Origin of the sequence: Streptosporangium sp. NPDC049046 (genome assembly GCF_040649155.1) — a bacterium.
Lineage (GTDB): Bacteria > Actinomycetota > Actinomycetes > Streptosporangiales > Streptosporangiaceae > Streptosporangium.
Genome location: NZ_JBEZEZ010000016.1, coordinates 47,082 through 70,168 on the forward strand (window position 1 = coordinate 47,082; position 23,087 = coordinate 70,168).

20 protein-coding genes are annotated in these 23,087 nt (G+C 71.0%); 4 read left to right on the forward strand and 16 right to left on the reverse strand.

The genetic code is table 11. From position 1 onward, the window contains the following. Positions 1-57: 57 nt before the first annotated feature. The 3 genes from AB0B96_RS22910 to AB0B96_RS22920 all read right to left on the reverse strand — a co-directional run bounded on the left by AB0B96_RS22910 (position 58) and on the right by AB0B96_RS22920 (position 4,681). A complete protein-coding gene (locus AB0B96_RS22910) occupies positions 58-870 on the reverse strand; it encodes an HlyD family efflux transporter periplasmic adaptor subunit (RefSeq protein ID WP_350944999.1) in 813 nt (270 codons plus the stop codon). A 191-nt stretch (positions 871-1,061) separates the two neighbouring features. Next, a complete protein-coding gene (locus AB0B96_RS22915; protein WP_362901595.1) occupies positions 1,062-2,423 on the reverse strand; it encodes a SagB family peptide dehydrogenase in 1,362 nt (453 codons plus the stop codon). A gap of 14 nt (positions 2,424-2,437) precedes the next feature. After that, positions 2,438-4,681, reverse strand: coding sequence for a TOMM precursor leader peptide-binding protein (locus AB0B96_RS22920; RefSeq protein WP_362901597.1), 2,244 nt, complete (start codon positions 4,679-4,681; stop codon positions 2,438-2,440). A 240-nt stretch (positions 4,682-4,921) separates the two neighbouring features. On the opposite strand from AB0B96_RS22920, the gene AB0B96_RS22925 reads away from it, so the two are divergent. Then, entirely contained in the window at positions 4,922-7,360 is a 2,439-nt protein-coding gene (locus AB0B96_RS22925) for an AAA family ATPase (RefSeq protein ID WP_362901599.1), read from the forward strand. 158 nt (positions 7,361-7,518) lie between these two features. On the opposite strand, the gene AB0B96_RS22930 is transcribed toward AB0B96_RS22925, so the two are convergent. From AB0B96_RS22930 to AB0B96_RS22975, 10 genes are all read right to left on the reverse strand, one after another. Continuing rightward, the gene (locus tag AB0B96_RS22930) at positions 7,519-8,925 is read right to left on the reverse strand and encodes an NAD(P)/FAD-dependent oxidoreductase (RefSeq protein WP_362901601.1); all 1,407 of its coding nucleotides are present in this window, start codon (positions 8,923-8,925) and stop codon (positions 7,519-7,521) included. Between the two features lie 191 nt (positions 8,926-9,116). Further along, positions 9,117-9,935 (reverse strand): VOC family protein, encoded by an 819-nt coding sequence (locus AB0B96_RS22935; protein WP_362901603.1) that lies wholly within the window; start codon positions 9,933-9,935, stop codon positions 9,117-9,119. After that, positions 9,869-10,714, reverse strand: a complete 846-nt coding sequence (locus AB0B96_RS22940) for a hypothetical protein (protein WP_362901605.1) — start codon at positions 10,712-10,714, stop codon at positions 9,869-9,871. Before AB0B96_RS22940 ends, AB0B96_RS22935 begins: the two co-directional genes overlap by 67 nt. A 74-nt stretch (positions 10,715-10,788) precedes the next feature. Beyond that, positions 10,789-11,583, reverse strand: a complete 795-nt coding sequence (locus tag AB0B96_RS22945; RefSeq protein WP_362901607.1) for an alpha/beta hydrolase — start codon at positions 11,581-11,583, stop codon at positions 10,789-10,791. Beyond that, the gene (locus AB0B96_RS22950; RefSeq protein ID WP_362901609.1) at positions 11,580-12,659 is read right to left on the reverse strand and encodes a Rieske 2Fe-2S domain-containing protein; all 1,080 of its coding nucleotides are present in this window, start codon (positions 12,657-12,659) and stop codon (positions 11,580-11,582) included. Before AB0B96_RS22950 ends, AB0B96_RS22945 begins: the two co-directional genes overlap by 4 nt. Continuing rightward, the gene (locus tag AB0B96_RS22955; protein WP_362901611.1) at positions 12,659-13,894 is read right to left on the reverse strand and encodes an NAD(P)/FAD-dependent oxidoreductase; all 1,236 of its coding nucleotides are present in this window, start codon (positions 13,892-13,894) and stop codon (positions 12,659-12,661) included. The genes AB0B96_RS22950 and AB0B96_RS22955 overlap by 1 nt, the downstream gene beginning before the upstream one ends. Then, positions 13,884-15,206 (reverse strand): cytochrome P450, encoded by a 1,323-nt coding sequence (locus AB0B96_RS22960; protein WP_362901613.1) that lies wholly within the window; start codon positions 15,204-15,206, stop codon positions 13,884-13,886. The genes AB0B96_RS22955 and AB0B96_RS22960 overlap by 11 nt, the downstream gene beginning before the upstream one ends. A 261-nt stretch (positions 15,207-15,467) precedes the next feature. Further along, on the reverse strand, positions 15,468-16,298 hold the full coding sequence (locus AB0B96_RS22965) for an ABC transporter permease (protein WP_362901854.1): 831 nt from the start codon (positions 16,296-16,298) through the stop codon (positions 15,468-15,470). 5 nt (positions 16,299-16,303) lie between these two features. Next, on the reverse strand, positions 16,304-17,257 hold the full coding sequence (locus AB0B96_RS22970; protein WP_362901615.1) for an ABC transporter ATP-binding protein: 954 nt from the start codon (positions 17,255-17,257) through the stop codon (positions 16,304-16,306). Between the two features lie 89 nt (positions 17,258-17,346). Next, complete coding sequence (locus AB0B96_RS22975) at positions 17,347-17,733, reverse strand: hypothetical protein (RefSeq protein ID WP_362901617.1); 387 nt, start codon at positions 17,731-17,733, stop codon at positions 17,347-17,349. Between the two features lie 251 nt (positions 17,734-17,984). Between AB0B96_RS22975 and AB0B96_RS22980 the strand changes: the two genes are divergently transcribed. Genes AB0B96_RS22980 through AB0B96_RS22990 form a run of 3 tightly spaced genes read left to right on the forward strand, consistent with a single transcriptional unit; the run spans position 17,985 to position 20,442 of the window. Further along, positions 17,985-19,310, forward strand: a complete 1,326-nt coding sequence (locus tag AB0B96_RS22980; protein WP_362901619.1) for a cytochrome P450 — start codon at positions 17,985-17,987, stop codon at positions 19,308-19,310. Beyond that, a complete protein-coding gene (locus tag AB0B96_RS22985) occupies positions 19,307-20,260 on the forward strand; it encodes a methyltransferase domain-containing protein (RefSeq protein WP_362901621.1) in 954 nt (317 codons plus the stop codon). The genes AB0B96_RS22980 and AB0B96_RS22985 overlap by 4 nt, the downstream gene beginning before the upstream one ends. Continuing rightward, positions 20,257-20,442, forward strand: a complete 186-nt coding sequence (locus AB0B96_RS22990) for a hypothetical protein (RefSeq protein WP_350945024.1) — start codon at positions 20,257-20,259, stop codon at positions 20,440-20,442. The genes AB0B96_RS22985 and AB0B96_RS22990 overlap by 4 nt, the downstream gene beginning before the upstream one ends. Here the strand turns inward: AB0B96_RS22990 and AB0B96_RS22995 are convergent. The 3 genes from AB0B96_RS22995 to AB0B96_RS23005 form a co-directional block, all read right to left on the reverse strand. After that, positions 20,439-20,615 (reverse strand): hypothetical protein, encoded by a 177-nt coding sequence (locus tag AB0B96_RS22995; protein ID WP_362901623.1) that lies wholly within the window; start codon positions 20,613-20,615, stop codon positions 20,439-20,441. The genes AB0B96_RS22990 and AB0B96_RS22995 overlap by 4 nt on opposite strands. Positions 20,616-20,699: 84 nt before the next feature. Then, positions 20,700-21,470, reverse strand: a complete 771-nt coding sequence (locus AB0B96_RS23000; RefSeq protein WP_362901625.1) for a hypothetical protein — start codon at positions 21,468-21,470, stop codon at positions 20,700-20,702. Further along, entirely contained in the window at positions 21,467-22,876 is a 1,410-nt protein-coding gene (locus AB0B96_RS23005; RefSeq protein ID WP_362901627.1) for a hypothetical protein, read from the reverse strand. Before AB0B96_RS23005 ends, AB0B96_RS23000 begins: the two co-directional genes overlap by 4 nt. Positions 22,877-23,087: the final 211 nt, after the last annotated feature.

The following is a 23,087-nucleotide window of genomic DNA, read 5'->3' on the forward strand; positions in this document are numbered from 1 at the left end:
CGCGGGGGCGGCTTTCGCGGGCCTCGTCGTCATGTCCGTCATCGGTGCCTCCTCCGCTCAGCGCCCGAGCACCAGGTCGAACGGCGTCTGCTCGCCCAGGTGGATGGAGGCCGAAACGGTCACCTGGGAGTCGAGTTGCACGGGTGGCCCCTGCGCGGTCGACCAGGTGTATCCCGAGTGCGTGCCCGGTTTGGGGATCAGGTCCACGATGATCATCAGGGGTGCCTGGACGGCCGCGTACCTCTTGGCGGCGAGCTCGCCGCCCACCAGTCCGGCCAGTGCCTCGCCGGTGAGGGGGTAGCGGCTCACCGAGGTGACCTGGCCGCGCAGCAGCCCGAAGGCCGCGGCGGGTGCGGTGGACACCTCCAGGTCGACCGGGCGGCCGGGGGCGATCCACGCGGCCCGGTCGGCGGGTACGAACACCATCGCGACCAGGCGGTCGTCGGGCAGGTCGGTCCGTTCGACGGTGGCGATCGTGGTGCCGACGGCGACGACCTGGCCGTCGTTGACCGTGGTGCCGACCACCTGGCCGGTGAACGGGCTCGCCACCTGCTGGATCTTGCCGTCGGCGTCCTGCAGCTCCGCGACGGACTGGCCGACGATCACCCGGTCGCCCGGCCTGACCAGCACGCGGCGGGCCAGGCCCGAGTAGTGACTCTGGATGCGGGCCGTACCGCCCGGGTGGGTGAGGACGCCCGGGGCGGCGACCGAGATGCGCAGCTCGGCGGCGAACGCCCAGACCAGCCCGCCCGCCATCACGATCATCACGACGAAGACCGCGATCCAGCCCCGGGGGGTGGCGAGCAGGGTGGGGGAGTCCAGCTCGTCGGGTTCGCGCATTCGTTGCAGCGCCTGGTAGCGGAATCTCATCGCGCTCCACCCCTTCGTCCGGGGCCGGGGCCGGGGCCGAGGTCGGGGCCGGGGCCGGGTGCGGAATCCCGTTTCGTCCGGGGCCGGTGGCGGAATGCCATCGCGTTCCACCCCTCTGTTCGGGGCCGGTGGCGGAACGTCATCGCGCTCCGCCCCTTCGTCCGGGGCCGGTGGCGAGAACTCATCGGGGCCTACCCTTCCGTCCGTGGCCGGGAGCCGAGGACGAGTTCCCCGACGGTGCCCTCCAGGAGCGGGTCGCGTCCCGAGGCGGTGGCGAAGGCCGCGGCGTCCCCGCCGCCCAGGCCGCACACGGCGAGGTCCATCGCGGTGGCCACCAGGTAGAGGGTCTGGTAGAGCACGCCCACGTGCTTGAGCACCAGCGGGTAGGCGACGGTCTCGTACTTCCACATCACCCGGCCGAACCTCGCCGTCACCAGCAGCACGACCTGCGGGTCCGTCTCCATCATCGCGGCGTTTCGCGACTCCTTGACCAGCACGTCGGTGGCCTTGCCGGGTTCGGCGACGAGTTCCAGCTCGTGCCGGTCGGTCGCGTAGTGCCACAGTCCTGCGGGCAGGCCCTCACACGCGGTGACGAGCGGGTAGACCTCCAGCTCGTGCACGGCCCCGCCGCTCGGATACGGCCGGTTGGCGAGCCGCTGGCCGTCGCTGCCCGTCATCGTGCCCCGCCTGCGCAGGCTCCGGTAGAGCAGCTCGCCGAGCTGGGCGAGGGTGATCGGCGTCTCCTCGTCGTGGGCGCGGGTCGAGCCGCGCCGTTCGAGGATCTCGGTGAACGACGGCTCCGTCGCCGCTATCCGGTCCAGGTCGGGCACCGGCAGCGCGACCGCACGCAGGCCGGAGGGCGGCGGGGAGACCGGTTCGGGCGGGAAGCGGTCACCGAGGGGGTAGGTCCCGCCGTACCCGCCGACCGTGGCGGGGAAGCGGGTACGGGAGTGGAAGGCCAGGTCGGCGGGGTGCCACTGCGCGTAGGAACGCTCGGTCGTCTCCAGGTCCTCGTCCGGGCCGCCGGGCGCGAGCAGGCCGGCGGTGGCGAGCAGCCGCAGCAGCGGGGCGGGTGTCCCGGTGTTCCAGGTCGCGAGTTCGCCGAGCAGTCCCGCGGCCTGGGGCATCAGCTCGACGGCGAGGTGACGGCCGGGGGCCCGCAGGGTGAGCGTGCCGTCCACCACCCGCGCCTCGGCGAACCGCGACAGCCGCACCGGTCCCGCGGGGGCCGCCGCCGGCAGCGTCGAGCCACGGCCGACCGGATAGAGCCTCGCCGTGACGTCGCCGTCCACCTGTACGGCGTGTTCGATCAGTCCGGAGGTGTTGAGCCTGCGAAACAGCAGGTGCCAGCGCAGCAGTCCCGCCTCGCCGTCTGCGGTGGTCACCGCGGCGGCGAGGGCGGTGTCGTCGTGGTCGCCCTCGGCGAGCAGTTTCAGCGCGGTGCCCTGTCCCTGTGTCAGGTTCTTCAGTTCGAGGACCGTGGCGGCGAACCGGATGTGCTCGCCGGAGAACGACGCGTCCCGGCGGAGCCGGGAGACGATGATGGGGTTCATGGGCACCGTCCGTCTCAGAAGAACACGTTCCAGGAGTTGATCTCCTCCTGGGGGGTCGGGCGGTCGAGCCAGCCGAGCCGTACCGGCGCGTCGTAGAGGCGGCCGGGTGCCAGCCGGCGCCAGAAGTGCCGCAGGCCGGGCGCCATCACCTTGACGACGTTCAGGTCCAGGTCGGGGCGGGTCTGGTCCAGGACGATCACCTCGGAGCCGGCCGCCTCGATCGAGTCCACGCACCGGCGTACGCACTCGGCCAGGTCGGTGGGGGCGGGCGGGCCGACGGTGGTGAGCGGCCGGTCCGGATCCGGCAGCAGCCAGGGTTCGCGGTCGATCACCGCACCCTTGCACCAGGCCAGCATCTCCGGGTCGTCCACCCGGTAGAGCGTGTTGCCCTCCTCGTCACGCCGGTCCACGCTGGGCAGGAACTGGTTGAGCTCGGTGAGCGCGCGGAACGCCGCGATGCGCGGGTCGGGGTGGCTGCCGAAGCCGACCATGATGTCCTCGACCTCGTGGCGGCGCCGGGAGACGGCCGCGTACACCGGTATGTTCACGTCGGTGGTGAGGTCGAGCATCCACAGGTCGCGGTCCATGTTTCCGTAGAAGTCCCGCAGCTCGTCCACGTAGGGGTCGTTCAGCGAGTCGAGGTCGAAGCCGGGGCGGCGCAGCCGGTTGTACCACCACAGCGCCACCGAGTCGCGTTCGACCAGCTCGCAGATGCCCTGCAGGATCGCCTCCTCCAGGGTGTTGCCCGCGGCGCTGCCGTTGGAGTCGGCGATGCAGAAGAAGTGGCCGTAGAGGTCGGGGTGGCCGTACCAGGCGTAGGCGGCGGGGACGAGCCGTTCCTCGTCCCTGGTGAGCGACCAGGCTCGCGACCAGTCGAACGGCACGTTCTCCTCGAACGGGTCGGGCACCTGCTGCAGCCGGTGCGCCGGGTCGGCGTTCCACTCCTTGCGACCGGCCCGCTGCTCGTCGGAGAAGAGCAGCATCCGGTCCGGGTGCACGGCGGTGGCCGGGTCCAGGTCGGCGTACGCGGCCCGGATGACCGGCTCGTCCCCCCGCCAGACCCCCGAGTACCGTTCGATCGCCTCGCAGACCGCGCTCACCTTCGCCTGGATCTCCGAGCGTCCCTTGCCGCCGCTCTGGCCGCGCAGGTTGCGGCGGAGCAGGTCCATGCTGTCGTTGACCATGGCGAAGTTGTGTCCCGCGGCGTAGCTGAAGGTCAGGCCGCTGGAGTCGGCGCCGATCGAGATCAGCTTGGTGATCGCGCCGAGGTGCGGGCTGATGTGCCGCTCCAGTCGCTCGAACGTCTCCTGCGGCTGGTTGACCCGGTAGCCGCCGTCGGTGACGTGGTTCGCCAGGCTCGGGGTGAGCACGATCTTGGGGTCGCCGTCGGGTGGCGTGCCGCACGAGGGGCACTGCGGCTGGCGGATCAGGATGTGCCCGCCGGTCTCCATGGTCGCCAGGTCGAGGGTGACCATCCGGCCGCAGAGCGCGCCCGGCTCACCGGTCGCCACGATCCTGGCGACCTCGGCCGCGAGCATCCCGGCCAGCGCGAGCGGTCCGGCCGCGATCTGCGCGCGCACCGGGTGCAGCGGCGTCCGCTCGCCCCGCTTGCCGGCGAGGTAGCGCTCCAGCTGGCGGTTGCCGCCGAGCCGCTGCGCCAGGCACGACCAGCAGCCGGTGTGGTCGGGGTCGAGGTAGGGGCCGAGCCACGGGCTGACGCCACCGGGCTTGGCGAGCAGCCAGGGCAGCCCGGAGGCGAGCTGCAGCGCGTTGCGGTGCTCCAGGGCCGGGTCGAGGTAGTCGTCGACGAGCACGACCGACACCCCTTCGGCGGGCACCTCGCCGATCGCGCCGGTGCTCACGTTCAGCCCCAGCTCGGTGAGGGCGTTCACCACCGGTGCGGCGTCCACCCTCTCGGCGGCCGAGACGGTGACCGGTGTGCCCCTGGTGACGGCCGCCGGGTCGATGCCCAGCGCGTCCCAGTAGGCGAGCACCCTCTCCGGCAGGTCCGGCCTGCCCTCGGCGAGGTGTCCGGCCGCCTCGTAGCGGCGCAGCGTGGTCAGCACCGTGGTGAACGGAACGCGCCCGGACAGCTCCTGGACGATCTCACTCACGGTCCTGCGACCGTCGAGGTAGGGCAGCACCGCCGCGGCGGCCTGCCCCGGCACGAGGAAGTCCTTTCCCTCCGCGTACAGGAAGACCCGGGATCCGTCCACGACCTCGACATGGAAATGAGCCTTCAGCCGTGGACTCTCCATTGCCAACCGCCTTTTTTATATCAAGCTCTCGAAACCCTCTTCAATGCGGATTCAAACACGAGATGACCGCTATGGTGAATGCGCAAAAAAATGTACGCATCGCGCGGCGGATACTTAGGTTTCGGAGGCGGACGCCTCAGTATCGCCGTATCGGCGGTGGTGGGAGCGCACATGGGGTCGCCGGGAAAGACGGGCGGGGCGCCCGTTGAGATCTGTATCGGGAGAATGGGACCATGAGGTATGGCATCACTTCTTCACCGGGACAGAGAATTGACTGTCTTCCGGGAGGCCATTGACGGGCTCCGGTCAGGAAGGCCGGTCGTCGCGTCGATCCTCGGGGAGAACGGGATGGGCAAGAGCTCCCTGCTCGGCGCCGTCACCGAAATGCTTCCCCAGCGCAGCAGGGTGTTACGGGCCCGCTGCCATCCCAGCGAGAGTCATTTCGCCTACGGCATGGTGAGGCAGCTCTTCGACCCGGTGCTCTCCTCGGGGGAGCGGACCCGCAAGCAGTTCGACCGGGCCTCCGACGGCGACGGCGCCGCCACCCACGACCTGCTGCTCAACCTGTTCCACATCACCCGCGAACTCGTCGCCGACCACCCCGTGGTGATCGCGATCGACGACCTGTCCTTCGCCGACACCCCCTCGCTGAGATGGTTCTCCTACATCGCGCGCCGCCTGGACGACCTGCCGGTGATGATGGTCGCCACGCTGCCGGGCAGCACCCCGGCCGCGCTCGGCGCGGACCTGGGCAATCTGCCGTACGCACGGTCCGTGCAGCTCAGACCGTTCTGCGCCACCTGCACGGCCGACTTCGTCGCGGAGGCGATGGGCGCGCCGCCCGACGTGGAGCTGGCCGCGCTCTGCCACACGCTGTCGCAGGGGAACCCGCTGGTGCTGCGCGAGCTGACCGGCCGGATGCGGCAGGCGAGGGTGAGTCCCGGCGAGCCCGACATCGACCAGGTGCTGGAGATCGGTACGGCGGCACTGTCCGACACCGTGCTCGAATGGCTGAACGAGCACGACCCCGTGGTCTCCGAACTGCTCACTCAGCTCGCCGTGATGGGACCCGACACCGACACCACCGTGGCGGCGATCCTGCTGAGCCAGGGCGAGCCGCAGATCCGCCAGGCCCGCCGGGCCCTCGTCCAGGCGGGACTCATCTCGGAGGGGCCGCCCGTACGGTTCCGCAACCCCCTCGTCCGCGCCGCCGTACTGTCGCGCGTCGACAACCAGACCAGGCTCGGCCTGCACGAACGCGGGGCCACGCTGCTCGACAGGCTGGGCGCGCCGGCCGCACAGACCGCCGAGCACCTGATGCTCACCGACTCCGACTGGGGAATCCCGGTGCTGCGCAGGGCGGCCACCGAGGCGGTCGCGGCCCGCCGGTACGACGACGCGACCCGATACCTGCGCCGCGCGCTGGCCTGCACCGACGACTCCGCGACCATCCACGAGCTGACCTTGCAACTCGGCATGGTCGAGCTGCGCCACGACCTGGACGCCTGCGTCCGGCATGCCGAGGCGCTGGCCACCACCGCGCCGGATCCCGCCCGGCGGGCCAGGTCGCTGCTGAACCTGGCCAGCCCCGCGCTCGCCGCCGGCACGGTGGGTGTCAGGCCGTTCGTCACCGCGGCCCACGAACTGGCGACGATGGCGGACCCGCCCAGGGAGCCGCTGCTGCGGCTCACCGCGCAGGGAGTGCTGTCGGGATACCGTGCGGGGTTGCGCAGGTCGCTGCGGATGGCCGCGGCGGGCACGCCGGACGCGGCGGCGAAGGAGTTCTCCGGGGCGCTCGCGGCGATGGTCGCGGCGGGCGGGCGATACCCGGACACCGCCAGGCGGCTGGCGACGCGAGCCACCAGAGACCGATCCCCCAGGGACCGGCCGGTCGGCACCGGCCTGGTGGGTGCCGCGCTCGCGTTCGGCTGGACGGGCCGGCCGGAGGACGCGCTGGACGTGTGCACCAGGATCCTGCGGGACGCCCGCACCTGGGACCAGCCGGACCTGCACGCGCTCGGGCTGCTGCTGCGCTCGGACGTCGACTACCGCAGGGGCGAGTCCGCCGACAGCCTGCGGGACGCGCTCGACGCGCGGGAGGGAGCCGAACTGATCGGCGCGCGGGTGCTGGCCACGGCGGCCCGCGCCTGCGGCGCGCGGGCCCTGATCCGGATGGAGCGGGTGGACGACGCCGAGGCACTGGTACGCGAGATGACGATCCCCGCCGACGCCCACCCCCTGGTCAAGAGCATGGTCCTGGAAGTGCAGGGGCTGATCGCGGCGGCGGCGGACGACCACGCCACCGCGCTCGGCCTCTTCCTCGACTGCGGGCACCGGCTCTCCGCCCGGGGCATCACCAACCCCGCCTGCCTGCCCTGGCGCGCGCACGCCGCCCGGGCGTACACCGCGCTGGGCGAGCACTCCGCGGCCCGTACGATCGCCGCCGGCGAGCCGGGGAGCCGGGACCACACGCCGGAGGCCCGCCCTTCGCACGCCAGGATCGTGCTCACCCCCGCCGAGCAGCGGGTCGTCGAGCTGGTACGGCAGGGCATGAGCAGCATGGAGGTCGCCGAGCGGCTCTGCCTGAGCAAGCGCACCATCGACACCCACCTGGGCCGCATCTACCGCAAGCTGGGCATCCGAGGACGGCACCAGCTGGCCACCGCCCTCGACCTCTGACCTGCTCCCGCTGGGGCTCCGTCGTTTCGATTCGCCGAGCCGCCTCGCGCACGGCCGCCACCCGGTCGGCCTCCGGTCCGGCTGGTACGCCGATCGGTCGGCCTCCGGTCAGCGCGATGCCTCCGGTTCGGCGGGTACGCCGGTCAGTGGACCTTCGGTCAGCGTGGCGCCACCGGTTCGACGGCCCTGCCGATGCCCAGTCTCGGCTCGGTGACCAGGTAGAGCCCGGACGCGTCGCCGGGGCCGCCGAGGTCCGCGCTCCGGTCGCCGGTCTTCCCCGCGACCAGCTCGCCGGCGAGCACCATCGCGTCCAGCGGGGCCGCGCCGCCGACGCGGGTGGCGTCGTCCAGGTCGGTCAGGCCGGAGGTGATCGAGGCGAAGGCGCCGTCGGAGGGAGCCGGGGCGTCGCCGCCGCGCTTTCTCATCAGCTCCGGGTACTGCCCCCTGGCCAGGCGCTGGGCCAGCCAGAAGTAGCTGTTCCTGCCCCGGTACTGCTCGTAGAACCCGGCGACCATGGAGAACATTCGGCCGTAGGCGTTGCGGTAGTGGGACTCGTGGAACGCCAGCGCCTCGCGTTCGGTGACCTCCCCCGCGTGGGCGGACAGGATGCTCGCGGCGGCGAGCATGCCGCTGTACATGGCCAGGTGCACGCCGGTGGAGAGCAGCGGGTCGAGGAAGCAGGCGGAGTCACCCGCGAGGAAGTAGCCGGGCCCGCAGAAGCTGTCGGCCGAGTAGGAGAAGTCCCGCTCGACGCGGATCTCACCTTCGAGACGACCGTCCGCCACCAGCTCCGCCACCGTCTGCGACTCCGCGACCAGGGCGAGGAACATCGCGTGCTGCGAGGGGAACTCCGGCCTGCGGGCGAGGAACTGGTCCCGGTGGGTGACGAAGCCCACGCTGTAGACGTCACCGCTGAGCGGGATGACCCAGTACCAGCCGTTGGGGGAGGAGATCACGTTGATGCCGCCCCGGGGAGTACGGGGCAGCAGCGTGCCGCCCCGGTAGTAGCCCCAGATGGCGACGTTGCGGAAGACGTCGTGCGGCCGCCGGTTGCGGAAGTGCTGGGAGGAGAGCACGCCGGCGCGGCCCGAGGCGTCCACCACGAACTCGGCGGGAGCCTCCAGGAGACGCCCGTCGTGCGTCCACTCCACGCCCACCGCGCGGTCTCCGTCGAAGCGGACCTTCTTCACCTGGGCGCCCTGGACCACCTCGACGCCCTCGTCGGCGGCGTGCCTGAGCAGGACGTCGTCGAAGTCGGCGCGGTCCACCTGCCAGGAGCGCACCTGGTCGCCGAAGAGGTCCGGCCAGTTGATCGCCCAGTCGCGCTCCGCGCCCCAGCGGAGCAGCAGCCCTTCCTTGACCTGGTAGCCGCGGGCCTCGATCTTCTCCCTGGCGCCGACGAGGTCGATGATGGCCCGGCAGGAAGAGGAGATCGACTCGCCGATGTGATACCTGGGGAAGAAATCCCGTTCCAGCAGGCGGACCCGGGCGCCCGCCCGAGCCAGCAGCGCCGACGAGATCGCTCCAGCAGGGCCTCCGCCTATCACCGTCACGTCAGGCGCCATGAAATGCCTTTCCCCTGCGAGAATTACCAACTTCAGAATCATCGCAAGGGTGAGGGAAACTTGTTAATACGTATTTATGCTCATCATGATACGCATTTTCCGACTGTTGGCGCGGAAAGCTCGGCTTGACACGTGCTCACGCCCCTGACCTGCGGCGACGGGTGGCCTTTGTGTGACGTGCGCTTTGGTCGTCAGTAATTCCCGCCGGTGAGGCCGAAGACCCCGCCCAAGGGGTCGGCGAACAGGCCGGAATCCAGCCGACGGGCCCCGGCGGCGAGCGCCGCCGCGACGGTGATCCCGGTGATTCCCGTGCCCCCGGAGCCTTCGGTGTTCCCTGGGGCCGTCTCCGTCGTGGTGCTTCCGCTGTTTCCGGTGCCCTGGCCGGTTTCGTCGCCTCCGGCGTTCCCGGTGGACACCTCCGCCGCGCTGCCCTCGTCGCTTCCGGAGCTTTCGGTGTTCTCGGCGTCCTGAATACCGAAGAACGGCACCCAGCCGGTCTTGGACGAGGAGCGGATCACCGCGGGCACGTCACCGTACAGGCCCCGGTAGAACTCCTCCGCCGAGTCGGGGCGGGCGGTGTGCAGCTCGCAGGCGCACAGGGCGCCGGGCTCGTCCACCAGGACCACGCCCTCGTCCCTGCCGCCCTCCCAGAAGCCGACCGCCGCCCCCGACGGGTCAACGGCCAGGCAGAGGCGGCCGGTCTCGCCCGCCGGCACGGGACCCATCACGACACGGCCGCCCAGGAGTCCGACCTCCGTCCGGGTGTGGTCGAGGTCCTTGGACGCCAGGTAGACGTTCCACGACGAGCCGGGCGCCATGCCCATCGGGCTGGGGCCGAGGCCGCCGATGATCTCCCCTCGCAACGTGATCAGGTGGTAGCCGCGGTCGTTCTCCCTGGTGAACTCCCAGCCGAACAGGCCGCCGTAGAACTGTTTCGCGCCGGTCAGGTCGACGGTGATGTGGTCGACCCAGCAAGGTGTTCCCGGGCCGTACGCGGTCCGCCGGGGCATGGCGTCTCCTGGAGCATGTCGTCGATGAGTGTCGCGGCCTCCTCCGCGCCGCCGAACTCCGGCATGAGCAGCCGGTAGCGGGGCGCGTCGGCCAGGTCCGAGGTGTTCGGCGGCCAGACGTGCGGCTGGAAGGCCCAGGGCGCCAGCTCGCAGCGGTCACCGTCCTCCTGGCAGATCCTGACCAGGGTGGGCGGGGCGAGCCTGGCGGTGACGGGGACGATCGGGCCGAGTAGTTCCGGGCGGACCAGAACGGATTCCCCGGCCGGTGTGGGCTCGGCCCGGCGCCAGGTGCCGGGGTCGGTCTCCGGGCCGAACAGGCCGCCGGTCCTCGCCGACTCCAGGGCGCTGCCGCGCAGGTCGAGCGGTACGTGGAAGGGGAGCGTCTGGCCGGTGGCCCGGTCGATCACGAGGAGCTGTCCCGACACCGGCCGCCAGGACCGCCTGGCCAGCGCGGTCGCCACGGCGGCACCGGGTGAGCAGGCGGTGCCGATCAGCGCGACCGTGGAGTCGCCCTTGGCCATGACGATGGCGCGCATCACCAGGAAAAGATGGTCGAGCACGGCGAACGGGGGGAGAGGGGGTGGCATCGTGCTCCATCCGCGGAACACGCGACGCTGCAGCAACATCCCGTCGGGACGGTAGACCAGCAGCTCCCCGTCCGACGACTTGCCGGTGAGAAGCTTCACGACCAGCTGTGGTTCGCCGCTCTCCACGAGGTGCGGGCCGAACAGGAATGCCAGGTCGCCTAGGTTGAGCTCGGTGAGAACCATGACGGTCATGCCGAAGAAACTCAATAGCAGGGGCAACTAACCCCCCTTACGGGTGTCTAACTGTAAACGCTCGTACAACAGCCTCAAACCCGATCTACTCTCTCAGATAATGTCAGTCCCGCAAATACCGCTTTTGCCGACATTTCTGGCTGCTCCAACAGGGGAAGGTGCCCCGAGTTAGGGATTGTCCGAATATGACATTCGGGGACCATCTGTCGCAGCGTCTTCGCATTGGCCACGAAGGTGGGCATGTCCGAGTCACCGATGATAACCATGGTGGCCGCCCTGATCCGGGTCAAATCCTCAGGAGGATGCCGGTGCGCGCTGAGCGCGGCCATCGCCCCCGTGTCCAGCTCGGCCCAGGAGTGTCCGCCGATCACCGCCCGCAGTCGCGCCCGCAGCTCGGGGTGCGCCTCGGTGCCCCGGAAGATGTCGGGAGGAGAGCTCATCCACAGCTCGGCCATCTGTTCCCGTCCGCCGCCCGCCCTGCGCACCATCATGAGCTCCATGTAGCGCCGCCGGGCGGCCGGGTCGGGCGGCGCGCCGCCGAGCGTCGGCGCCGCGAGCACCAGGCGCCGCACCACCTCCGGCGCCTCCAGGGCCATCTGCAGCGCGACGCCGGAACCGAAGGAGAGGCCCACGACCCGCTCCGCTCCCTCGGCCTCGGCTATTTCGGTCAGCCTTAACGCCAGCGACGGCAGGGTCACACCCGGCTGCAACGGTTCGGAGCCACCGTGGCCGGGAAGGTCCACGCCGATGTGCCGCCAGCCGGGCAGCAGCTTCCACAACGGTTTCCACAGCGTGAGGTCCATGGTGTAGCCGTGCACCCACAGCACCGCAGAACCCGTTCCCGAGCTGACGACCCGCAGCCCGTTCACGCCGGCTCCCCGAAGGTCGCGCAGAACTCCCGGTAGGCCAGCACCGCGACGTCCCTGCTGTCGAAGCGGGGCACCGCCCGCGGGTTCAGCCGCTCCCAGATCACCGCGTCCTCCTCCAGCGCGCGTTCGCTGCCGTGGATGAGCAGCGGCAACTCCCCGCGCTGCTCGGGGCGGACCCCGATCGCCACCCGCGCCACGCACCCGCCCCTCTCGCACGGCACGGCGGCGGTGACGATCACCTGCTCCCACCCCGGCGGCCCGAACCGGGTGACGACCACGCCGGGACTGTAGGCGCGGGCCAGGAACCCGGCCCGGGTGACCTGCTGCCCCGAGCTGCTCCCCGGCTTCGCCCCCATGACGAACTCGCCCTCGATGACGAGCTCGCCCTCGTCCCCGTCCCGATGCGCCATCCCGCGCAGCCTCGGCACCTTGTGCACCTCGGTGAAGTGGTCGACGTCAAAGGCGTTCTCCACGACCAGCGCGGGATCGGCGGCGAGCGGCCTGGTCACGGCCGCCGTGAGCGGGTGGGTCGCCTCCAGCTCCTTGAGCGCCCTGGTGAGTCCGCGGTCGTCGTCAGGGCCGTCCGAGAGGCGGACGAACACGGCCTCACCGGAGACGATCACGTGGTGTTCGCGTACCGACAGCCGTCCGGCCGCGTCGCCCAGCGCGATCCTGCGGCCGTGGAACGGGCAGACCAGGCAGCCGCCGGAGAGCCGTCCCCCGTAACCGAGATGCGCGCCCCGGTGTGGGCAGTCGGCGTCGAAGACGCGGAGCCCCGTCTCGGTCCGCACCGCCACCAGCCGCCGGGTGCCGATCTCCAGGGGAGTCACCTCGGCTTCCAGCTCCGAGGTGAAGGCGGGCAGGTACCAGCCGGAGTGCGGTGCCGCCGAGTGCGCCCGGGGTGCCGCCGACCGCTCTGGATACCGCGAATTTTCCGGGCGTGACGCCGCCGACTGCGCTGGATGCCGTGAATTTTCCGGATGCGGGGTCATGGACCGCGCCGGCTGTCGTGATTCTTCCGGATGTGGTGTCGTCGGCCGCGCCGGCTGTCGTGGATCTTCCGAATGTGATGCCATCAGCCCATCGCCTCCAGGAGCCGGTCGGCGGCGATCACCCCGCTGGCGATCGCCCCCTGAACCCACGGCAGGCGCGTCCCCGAGACCGTGGCCTCGCCCGCGAAGAAAAGCGTGTCCGCGACCGGTTCGGCCCAGATCACCGGAGCCCACTCGGCGCCCACCAGCGGCGCGGTGAACGCACCCCGGCTCCACGGGTCGGCCCCCCAGTCGGCGACCTCGATGTCCACCACCTCGGCCCGCGCGGCCCACGGCAGGGCGACCGCGAGGAGTGTCGCGAGGCCGGAGCCGGGACTGGAAGCGGTCGCGGGGCCGGAGCCGGCGGTCGCGGCGCGCACGTGGGCCGCCGCCGCGTCCCTGGCCACGATCAACGCCTCGGGACGTCCCTCGCGGCAGCTCACGAAACCGCCGATCCCGTCCGCGTCGAACACCGACGCCGTCTCCGGCGCGGGCACGGACAGGGTCGCGACGACGCAGCAGCCGTCCCCGCCGGCGAGGGCACGCGCGGCCTCGACCTTGGGCTCCGGCAGATCCTTGACGGTGAGCGTGCCGTGGGTCACGACCGAGGGCGGCACGGTCACCACCACCCGCTCCGCCTCCACGACGCCGACCGGCGTCTGCGCGGAGACCCGCCCCGGCGACCAGCCGAGCACCTGGACGGGGCAGTCCGTACGCACGTCGAGCCCCGCGGCCAGCCGCCTCGCCAGCAGGTCGAACCCGCCCGAGACCACGAACTCCCCCCGCCCCGCGGTGTCCCCCCGATGGGCCTCGGCCACGCCCCGGGCACTGAGTCGCTCCGGATCGGTGGCCCAGATCTGACGGAACCACTCGCTCGCCACCGGGTACGGGCCGCCCCTGTCCACGAGCCAGTCGTTCACCGACTCACCGATCCCGGCGCCTTCGGCGTTCAGCCTCGCCTCCAGCGCCCACGGCGGATTGGGCGTGCGGGCCAGCGCCCCCATAGGACGGCCCACCCGCCCGCTCACCACCCGCGCCGCGGTCGGCCGCGGCGCCGTCTCGGTGTTCACGATTTTGTGGACGGGGTTCAGGTCTCCGTGGACGACCTGCGCGCCCAGCTCCAGCGAGGGGCCGCCGTCCGCGGGGCGAAACGTCCGTATCCGCCCGCCCACCCGTGACCTCGCCTCGACCACCGCCGTACGTACCCCGGCCTCGGCCAGCCGGGTGGCGCAGGTCAGCCCGCTCACCCCGGCGCCGATCACGAGCACCTCAGTACGCATCCCCGCCTCCCGGGTCCGCCGGAAGGGAGTGCGAGGCCGTCGGGAGGGAGTCCGGGTCCACCGTGGGGAAGTCCGGGACGCCCGAGTCCGTCCAAAAGGAGGACAGATTGCCCGGGTCCGTCGGAGGGGAAGCCGGATCGCCCAGGTTCACCGGGAGGGAGCGCAGCCGCCGGGGGATGAGGGTGGCGGCCCAGGCCGGTTTCTCGTCGGCGAGTGACGCGGCCGGGAACCGCCCGGCCAGCCGGGCGAGCAGCACCGCCCCCGTCTGCCGGACGAGCTGCGCCGCCAGACAGAAGTGCGGCCCACCGCCGAAGGCGAGGTGCGGGTTGGGCGTCCGGTCGAGCAGCAGTTCCCCCGGCCTGTCGAAAACGGCCGGGTCCCGGTTGGCGGCGGCGACGACCGCGAGCACCCTCGCCCCCCGGGGCACCTCACCGCCGGGCAGTGTCACGTTCTCGACCGCGACCCTCGCCGTGAAGGGAATCGGCGCTTCCAACCTCAGCAACTCGTCCATCGCCGTACGCGCGGACTCGTCCCCGCCCTCGCGCAGCGCGGCGAGCGCCCGCGGCCGGGGGAGCAGCCAGTACAGCGCGTTGCCGATCGCCTCGGCGAGCGGTTGCCACCCGCCGACCACGGCGAGCCCGAGCACCCCGAGCATCTCCGCCCGGGTGAGCCGGTCGTCGGCGGCGAACCGGGTCAGCGGGCTGGGCGCGGCGCTCGCACGGCGCTCGTCCAGGAACCGGCTCAGCTCCGACATCGCCGACCTGCCCAGCGCCGCCACCTGCGGCCCGGCGAGCGGATCCAGGTTGATCGAGGCCGCCTGGGCGAGCTGCTCGAAGACCTTCCTGTCGCTCTCCGCGAGTCCGAACAGCCGCAGGAAGACCGAGGTGGACAGCGGGCTCCCGATCTGCCTGACCGCGTCGACCACGGTCTCGCCCGCGAGCCGTTCGAGAAGGTCGTCCACGTCGGCGGCGATCCCCCCGGCCACCGACGCGATCGCCGCGGGGCCGAGCAGCAGCAGTCCCGGCGCGCGCAGCCGCGTGTGGTCGGGCGGGTCCGTGGTGAGCATCGACGGCGGCAACTCCTCGCCGCGCGCCCGCCCCTGCTGCCCGGCGCTCGCCGAGAACCTCCGGTCACGCAGTACGGCGGCGCAGTCGGCGTGCCCGGTCACCAGCCACAGCCGCGACATCACGTCGTGGTGGACGGGGGCACGGGAACGCAGCCAGTCGTAGGCCGGATAGGGATCGGCCCGTCCCGCGGGGGAGAAGGGATGGGGGAGGTGGGCGGGGAGACGGATCTGAGTGCCTGCCGTCACGCGTCGGTTCCCTTGCTGTCGCTTGCCTGATCAGCCGCTTTCCCGATCGACGGCCCGTCTGGTCAACGGCCTGCCCGGTCAAGCGCCTGGACGGGATCCCCCACCTGGACGAGCCGCCGCCTGGATGGGATCACTCACCTGGACGAACCACCTTGTCTGGACGAACCACCTGCCTTGGCGGGATCACCCGCCGGGACGCGTCCCCCACCTGAACGCGTCCCCACCCGAACGGATCAATCTGAACGGATCAATCTGGACGGGTCACCGCACGCGCGCGGTGCGCCAGCCGAACGTCAACGCGGTGAGCAGCAGGCCGCCGACCGCCCACAGCCCCAGAACGAGCGCGATGCGGCCGAGCTCCCAGCTGCCCGCCGGCTCCACGACCGTGAAACTGTCCGGCAGGAACACCGAACGGAACCCCTGCGCCATCCACTTCACCGGGAACAGCGCGGCCGTGTTCTGCATCCACGCGGGAAGCTGGTGGAAGGGGTAGAAGACCCCGGAGATGAACTGCAGCACCATGAACACCGGCGTCACGATCGCCGCGGCCGAGCGGCTGTTCGGGATCGCCGCGCTGTAGGCGATCCCGGTGAGCGCGCAGGTTACGGTGCCCAGCGTCAGCACCCAGGCGAGGGTGAACCAGCGCTGCGCGGTGCTGGGCAGCGGCAGCCCGAACGCGGTCACCGCGATGCCCAGCAGCAGCACCATCTCCACCACGGTGGTCACCACGACCTTCACCAGCTTGCCGATGAAGTAGGCGGCCTTGGGCATCGGCGTCATCGCGAGCCTGCTGATAAGGCCGGTGTCCCGCTCGATCGCGATGTTGATGGCGAGCCCGGAGAAGGCGGTGCTCATCACACCGGCGGCGACGATGCCCGCCATGAAGACCTGCCGGAAGTCGGTCTCGGTGCCCTGCACCTTGCCGGTGAAGATCGCACCGAACACCACCAGCAGGATCACCGGGAAGAACAGGGTGAAGACGAGCGACTGCCTGTTGCGGAAGAACGACTTCAGCTCGACCGACGACCGGGCGGCACTGGCCCGCCACAGGTCGGGCAGAAAACCGCGACCTGGCGCGTGGACGGATTCCATGACGCTCACGTGTTCTCCTCCGGCTGCTCGCGATGCCGGTCGATGAGGTTGAGGTAGATCTCTTCCAGGGTGAGCCGGTGCACGATCAGGTCGGGCAGCTCCGTTCCGGCCCAGGCGCCGAGCAGGCTCACCAGCCGGGTCGGCTCCGAGGTCAGCACGGTGACCGGGTCGCCCGCGCCCGTCGGACCCGGTTCGAGCACCGCACCCCGGGGCAGGTCGGGAAGCTCCCGGCCGGCGAGTGACTCGGAACGCCGGAACGACACGGTGGCCGGGGTCGTCGCCCGCCCGCCCAGCTCGCTCGGCGGCCCGCAGGCCACCAGGCGCCCTCCCGCGATCACCCCCACCCGGGTGGCGAGCGTCTCGGCCTCGTCCAGATAGTGGGTCGTCAGCACCGTCGTGCAGCCGCGCCCGGAGAAGAACCGCACCAGATCCCACGCCTCGCGGCGGGCGACCGGGTCGAGCCCGGTGGTGGGCTCGTCAAGGAAGATCAACTCAGGGTCGCCGATCACGCCGACCGCCACGTCCAGGCGGCGCTGCTGGCCGCCGGAGAGTTCCGTGGTCTTCTTCTTCTCGTACGTTCCCAGGCCGACCATGTCGAGCACCTGCGTGGGCGGCAGCGGCCTGGGGTACATGGCGGCGAAATGCCGCACCACCTCACCCACGGTGAGATCGGGGTAGGAGCCGGTGGACTGGCCGACCACCCCGATACGCGCCCGCCATTCCCGACGGTCCCTGGCCGGATCCTGGCCGAGGACCTGTACGTCTCCACCGCTCCGCCGCCGTACTCCCGTGAGGATCTCCACGGTCGTGGTCTTCCCCGCGCCGTTCGGCCCGAGCAAGGCGAACACCTCGCCGGGGTGCACCCGCAGGCTCAGATCGGTGAGCACCGTGTGCTCTCCGTAGCGCTTGTTCAGGCCGGTGACGGCGACCGGATCTTTTTCCGCGGCGGCGGAAGCCATCGACTTATTCCTCCGATGGAGACGTTGACGGGAACGGCATGGCGATTTTAAAAACGGCGCCGGAAATTATGCCGGAATTGCGCCGGGAATCAGGTGCAGCAGCAGCAGGGGCAGCAGCAGTAGTAGCAGGCGGCCGCGTCGGCGGCGCCGGCCGCGATGTCGGACAGGTCCCCCTCGCTGAGCTCGGCGGCGTCGACCACCGGCGTCTCAGGGATGTGGAACTCGAACTGCCCGGTCGCCAGGCCCACCTCCCACAGCCCCACCTGGACGTCCAGGTTGCCCTCCTCGTGCCCCTCGGGGATGTGCCGCACGATGACGATCTCGGCGCCCTCCGGAACGACCAGCCCGGACTCGGCCAGCGCGGAACGCGGGTCGGCGTTCAGCCGGGCCGCGTACTCCTCGTCCGACCAGGCGGTGATGAGCGTACGGGTGTAGGCGTTGATGAACTCCGCGCGCTCCTGCGGTTCGAGAGCCATGCGATTCTCCCTCTCGGGTGTTTGCCGCTGCTTTCTGCATCGGCAACTGAAATGGACTGTCGCATGCTCGGCGGCGCTTACCAAGACTTAACTTGTGTGCCATTCATGTAAGTATTGATACCTTCTTCTGTGCGGTGTTACATTAGCAGCATCCCACAGTACGGATGGAATCATCAACAATACTCAATACGTATATCCGGCACCCGTGAATACGTAATGCGGATACTTAAGCACGTTGAACGGAGGCGTCGGTGACCACCACAGGCACGCGGTTTCCCCCCGGCCCGGCCGGCCCCGTGGACATGGGACGCATGCGCAGCGACCCGCTGGGGTTCGTGACCGGCCTGGCCCGCCGGTACGGCGACGTCACCGCCCACCACGCGAACGGCGAGACCGTCCTCATGGCGCACCGCCCGGACCTCGCCCGGCACATCCTCAAGGACAACGTCGGCAACTACACGAAGAAGAACACGCCGGACGACCACATGCTGCGCCCGCTGCTCGGAAACGGCCTGCTCACCAGCACCGGCGCGGAATGGTCACGTCAGCGCAAGCTGTGCGCCCCCGCCTTCCGCCGAGGCGCGGTCGCCTCCTTCGACGAGATCATCACCGACGAGACCGCCGCCCTGCTGGACCGCTGGCGCGGCCCCGCCGAGACTGGCGCCCCCCAGCCGATCGACCACCAGCTCACCTCGCTCACCCTGTCGATCCTGACCCGCGCGGTGCTCGACGTGGACCTCGGCGGGACGGGCGACGGGTTCGGCCGGGCGGTGGACGACGTCAACCGCTTCATCGGCCACTACGTACCCGACCCCGACCCCGACCCCGCCGACACCGTCCGCAGGCAGCGGGGTTACGTACGCGCCCGTGCCCTCCTCGACATGATCACGCGTACCGTGATCGCCGCCCGCCGCGCCTCTCCCCAGGACCCCCAGGCCGTCGGCACCCTGCTCGACACCATGCTCGGCTCCCTGTCCGACACCGACCTGCGCGACCAGGTGCTGACCCTGATCATGGCGGGCCACGAGACCACCGCCAAGGCCCTGACCTGGACCCTCTACCTCCTGGACCGCCACCCCGAGGAGGCGGAACGGATCCGCGCCGAGGTCGACCACGTGCTGGGCGGCCGCCGGCCCACGGCCGCGGACCTGCTCGACCTGCCCCTGTGCGGCCGGGCCGTGCAGGAGGCGATGCGCCTGTACCCGCCGGTCTGGCTGATCTCCCGACGCGCGACCGGTCACGACGAGCTCGACGGCCATCCGGTGGCGCCCGGCACACTGGTGTGCGTCAGCCAGTGGGTCCTGCACCGCGATCCTCGCTACTGGGACCGCCCGGATGCGTACGTACCCGACCGCTTCGACGGCGCCGACCTGCCGAGCCACCTGTATCTGCCGTTCGGCGGCGGCGAGCGCGTCTGCATCGGCCGGCACCTGGCGCTCACCGAGGCGACGCTGGTCCTCGCGATGCTGGCCCAGTCGGTACGGCTCACGCTGGAACCCGGCTTCCCGGTGGAGCCCGAGGCGCTGGTGACGCTACGGCCGAAGCACGGCATGCGCATGACCGTGAGCCCCCGATGACCACCGCCCCCACCCCTCCGCCACCGGCCACCGCTGCTCATCTGACCGACAACGGCCACGACACCGCACGGCCGGTCCCCATCCGGAAAGACCCCGCCACTCCCGCACCGAACGCCGGTTCGTACAACCCCGCCGCCACCACGGCGGGTGGGATGGCAGGAGAGCTGGCGCGGTTGGAGGCTCAGGCGGCGCTCTCGTTCGACGAGGAGCTGAGCCTGCTGCGCGAGCTGGGCCTGACCGCGTCGAACGGCCCGCTCGTCGAGGTCGGCGCGGGCTCTGGCGCGATCACCCGGCGGCTGAGTCAGGCGATGCCCGACCTGTCGCTCGTCGCCGTGGACATCGACCCCGACCTGCTCGCCCACGCCGAGGGCGCCGGTGCCGAACTCGTCGTCGCCGACGCCGCCGACCTGCCGCTGGAAACGGCGAGCGCGGGATACGTACTCCTCAGGTACGTCCTTCAGCATCTTTCCGACCCCGCACCCGCCCTCGCGGAGGCTCGCAGGATCCTCCGCCCCGGTGGCCGGATCCTGGTCACCGAGGTGGACGCCTCCTGCTGGGGCCTGGCGGACCCGACCTATCCGGAGCTGGCCGGGATCCACGCCAAGATGGCGGCGACCCAGCAGGCCGCCGGTGGCGACCGTACGATCGGCCGCCGTCTCACCCGCCTGTTACGTGACACCGGCTTCACGGAGGTCGCCCTTCGCCCGTTCGCCACGACCAACGACACCCGACCGACGGATGACTTCGCCCCCCACCTCGGCCCGGGACGGCTGCAGCCGCTTCTCGCGGCCGGTGTGCTGTCGCTTCGAGAGTTCGCCCTCGCCGCCGACCGCTGGAACCGGTTCCGCGCAGATCCCAACGCCTGGGTGATGCTCCTCGGGTTCACCGCAGCCGGTACCGCCCCCGACGCGCCCGCAGACGGCCGTCGCCCCACCGAAGGAATCCAGTGAGCACCAACGTCAAGATCTTCATCACCATTTTCTGCTACATCAGCGGCGTGATGGGCCTCGTCACCGCCGTCTTCCAGGCGAGCAGCACCCCCGCCAACACTCCGGGAGCGATAGGCGCCGGGGTGATCGGCGGCATCTTTCTGGTGGCCGGCATCGCCCTGAGCCGCAAACCTCGCTACTAGGAAGGTCTGACGGCTCGGCAGGGCTCGGTAGGGTGCTGCCGGAGCATGAGGCACGCGACGGCGGCGTCCGCAGAGCAGCGGTCGGCGAGCAGCGCCCGCCGGGTGGCGCCCGCCGAGCAGCGGTCGGCGAGCCGGTCGAAGCGGGTCGCGACGGCCCGCCGCCGCTTGAGCACGCCGAAGCGGCGTTCCGCCTGGCCGTGCGGCGTGTCCGGATCGGCGGACGACGGAGCCCGAGGGGCCGCTCGACGGCCCGCACGTCATTCGATGGAGGAGCCCGCTCCTTCATCGAATGACCTCGGCGCCGCGGACGTGGGGGCGCAGCCGTGGGTCACGAAGTAGATCTCGGCGGAGATCGATCCGCTCGGGGCGGAAAGGTCGTGAAAGTCACGGGTCACGGCCGTGCCGAAGGTGCCCGGGTACGCCTCCAGGATGGCCGCGTTGACCCTGGAGGCGAGCTGAACGCCGTCCCTGGCACCGTCGTCGGAGCCGAAGGTGAGAAGCATGCCGACGCGCCGTCCGGCGAGTTTCTCCCGGTGCCTGCGTAATTCCTGGCGGACCTGTGCGGCCAGTACACCGTCACCGGCGCCGGGGGTGACCCGGAACGAGAGCGTGACCGGTTTCGCTCGCACGCCTCCGACGAGGCCGGTGCAGGGGGACGGCGAAGGGGCGGGCCGGGCGGGACTCTTCTCTTCGGATTCCTTCTTGCCCGGCTTCTTCTCCTCCTTGGAATCTTCGGTCCGGAGCTCTCCTCCCGACGTCTCCCCCGAGGTCTCCTCCGAGGGCTTCTCGGCGGAAAGCCCTTCCGCCGGTGACTCTTCTGCCGGTGGCTCTTCGCTCGGAGGTCGGGTCGAGTCGGGCGGGGACTGGAAGGGGTCCGGTTGGAACCGGGTGCCGTCCGTCATGAGGTCGGCGGGGGAGGGGGGCGGCGCCTGCGCGCCCAGCATGATGATCGTGAGTCCGAGCAGCAGGTCGGCGAAGAGCCAACCGGCCAACAGGGTCGTGGTGGAGGTTCTTCGGCGGGTGGTCATCGCGAGGTTCGGACTTTCCGCTGCGAGTCCGGCTCGTCGTCGCCGCTGTCGTCCGTTCCGCCGGTGCCGGTGCCGGTGCCGGTGCGAGTGTCAGTGTCGCTGTCGTCGGTGCCGGTGACCGTCTCGATGGTGGTGTCGATCCGGGAGGCGTGTGTCCCGGCGACGGCGGACCAGCTCTCCAGGGCCTCCCGGATCTCCGTACCGGCGCCCTCGAAGGTCCGGTGAAGCTCCCTGGCCGTACCCGCGATGGTGTCGGTGACCCGTGCGCCGAGCTGGTCGACCGCCTTCTCCGTCGAGGAGCCGACGGAATCGATCGAGATGGCCGCGCGGTCGACGGCGTGGCCGATACCCGCCGTCACACCGACCAGCTCGTTGATCCGGAGATCCAGAGCGGAGACGCTGCCCTGGACCGACGTGATGGACCGTACGAGTTCCTCGTTGAACGCCTGGCGCATGTCGAGGGCGGTCCGGGAGACGGTCGTCGACAACCGGTTCCCGACGTCGGTGACGGCCTGACCGGCCGTGGATCCTGCGGTGTCGATCACAGCCGAGAAGCGGGCCACCGCCGCGGCGAGGTCGTCACAGGTGCTGTTGACGGCTGCCAGGTGCCCGCCCAGGTGCTCGACGGCGTCGCGCACGTCGATCGCGCTACCGGCCAGTGCGTCCGTGGTCTTACGGGTGGCCTCCAGGGTGAGGGTGAGCGCCTCGACCAGCTCGGTGTGCACCTTGCGCGCCGTGGTCCCGACGAAGCCGATGTCGGCCGCAGCCTTGCTGAGTTCGGCGCCGAACCGCTCCGGTGCGGAGAGGCGGACCTGTCCGAGCACCAGGCTCGCCCCGGTCAGCGCCCCGCGGAGCCGGACGCGGAGGGCACGCAGCTCCTGCTCCGAGGCGTCCTCCCTGGTGTTCCGGGTGACGTTCTCGAACACGGTCCAGCAGATGAGGCAGAAGATGGCCGCGAGGGTACAGAGCGCGATGTTGTCGAATTTGAAGAATGCGGGCAACCGGCCGCCGAAGCCCTGCTGCCACATCTCCAGGAAGGGGCGCCGAGCCGCCTCCAGGCCACCGGCCGCGAGGAGGTCGCCGTAGGCGCCGGTCGCCATCATCAGGCCGAGCCAGGTGATGAAGATCGGTACGAAGACGAGGGCGGGACCGACGGCGCCGCCGAGCCCACGTCGCCATCCCGGCCTCCTCGGAGAGGACGTGGTCTCCGCCGGTTCCCCGTCCACCAGGATGGTGTCGTCGGGGGAGAAGGCGGCGAACAGGTCGACCTCACACCAGTGCCCGGCCCTGTCGGGATCGGCGACCGCGTCCGCGAGATCACGTAGCTGGTCCCGCCGGGCCGCCAGGTGGGGGTGATCGGCGAGTTCGCGAAGCTCGCAGGCGGTCTCCAGATCCGTCACGGACAACCGACATCCTCTCCTGATGGCGTTGAGTGCCTTCTCGGTAATCCGGATGGACCGATTCACGCCTCCGGGAGAGTGATCATTTTGGCATACGGCGCGCATGTCGGCGGAGGAAACGGTTCGTCCCGGAGGAGAGCACGCCGGACCGACGGCGTGCTCTCGTCCGGACGCGGCCGGCGCCGTGCGGTGAACATCGAGCGCGGGCGTGGAGAAC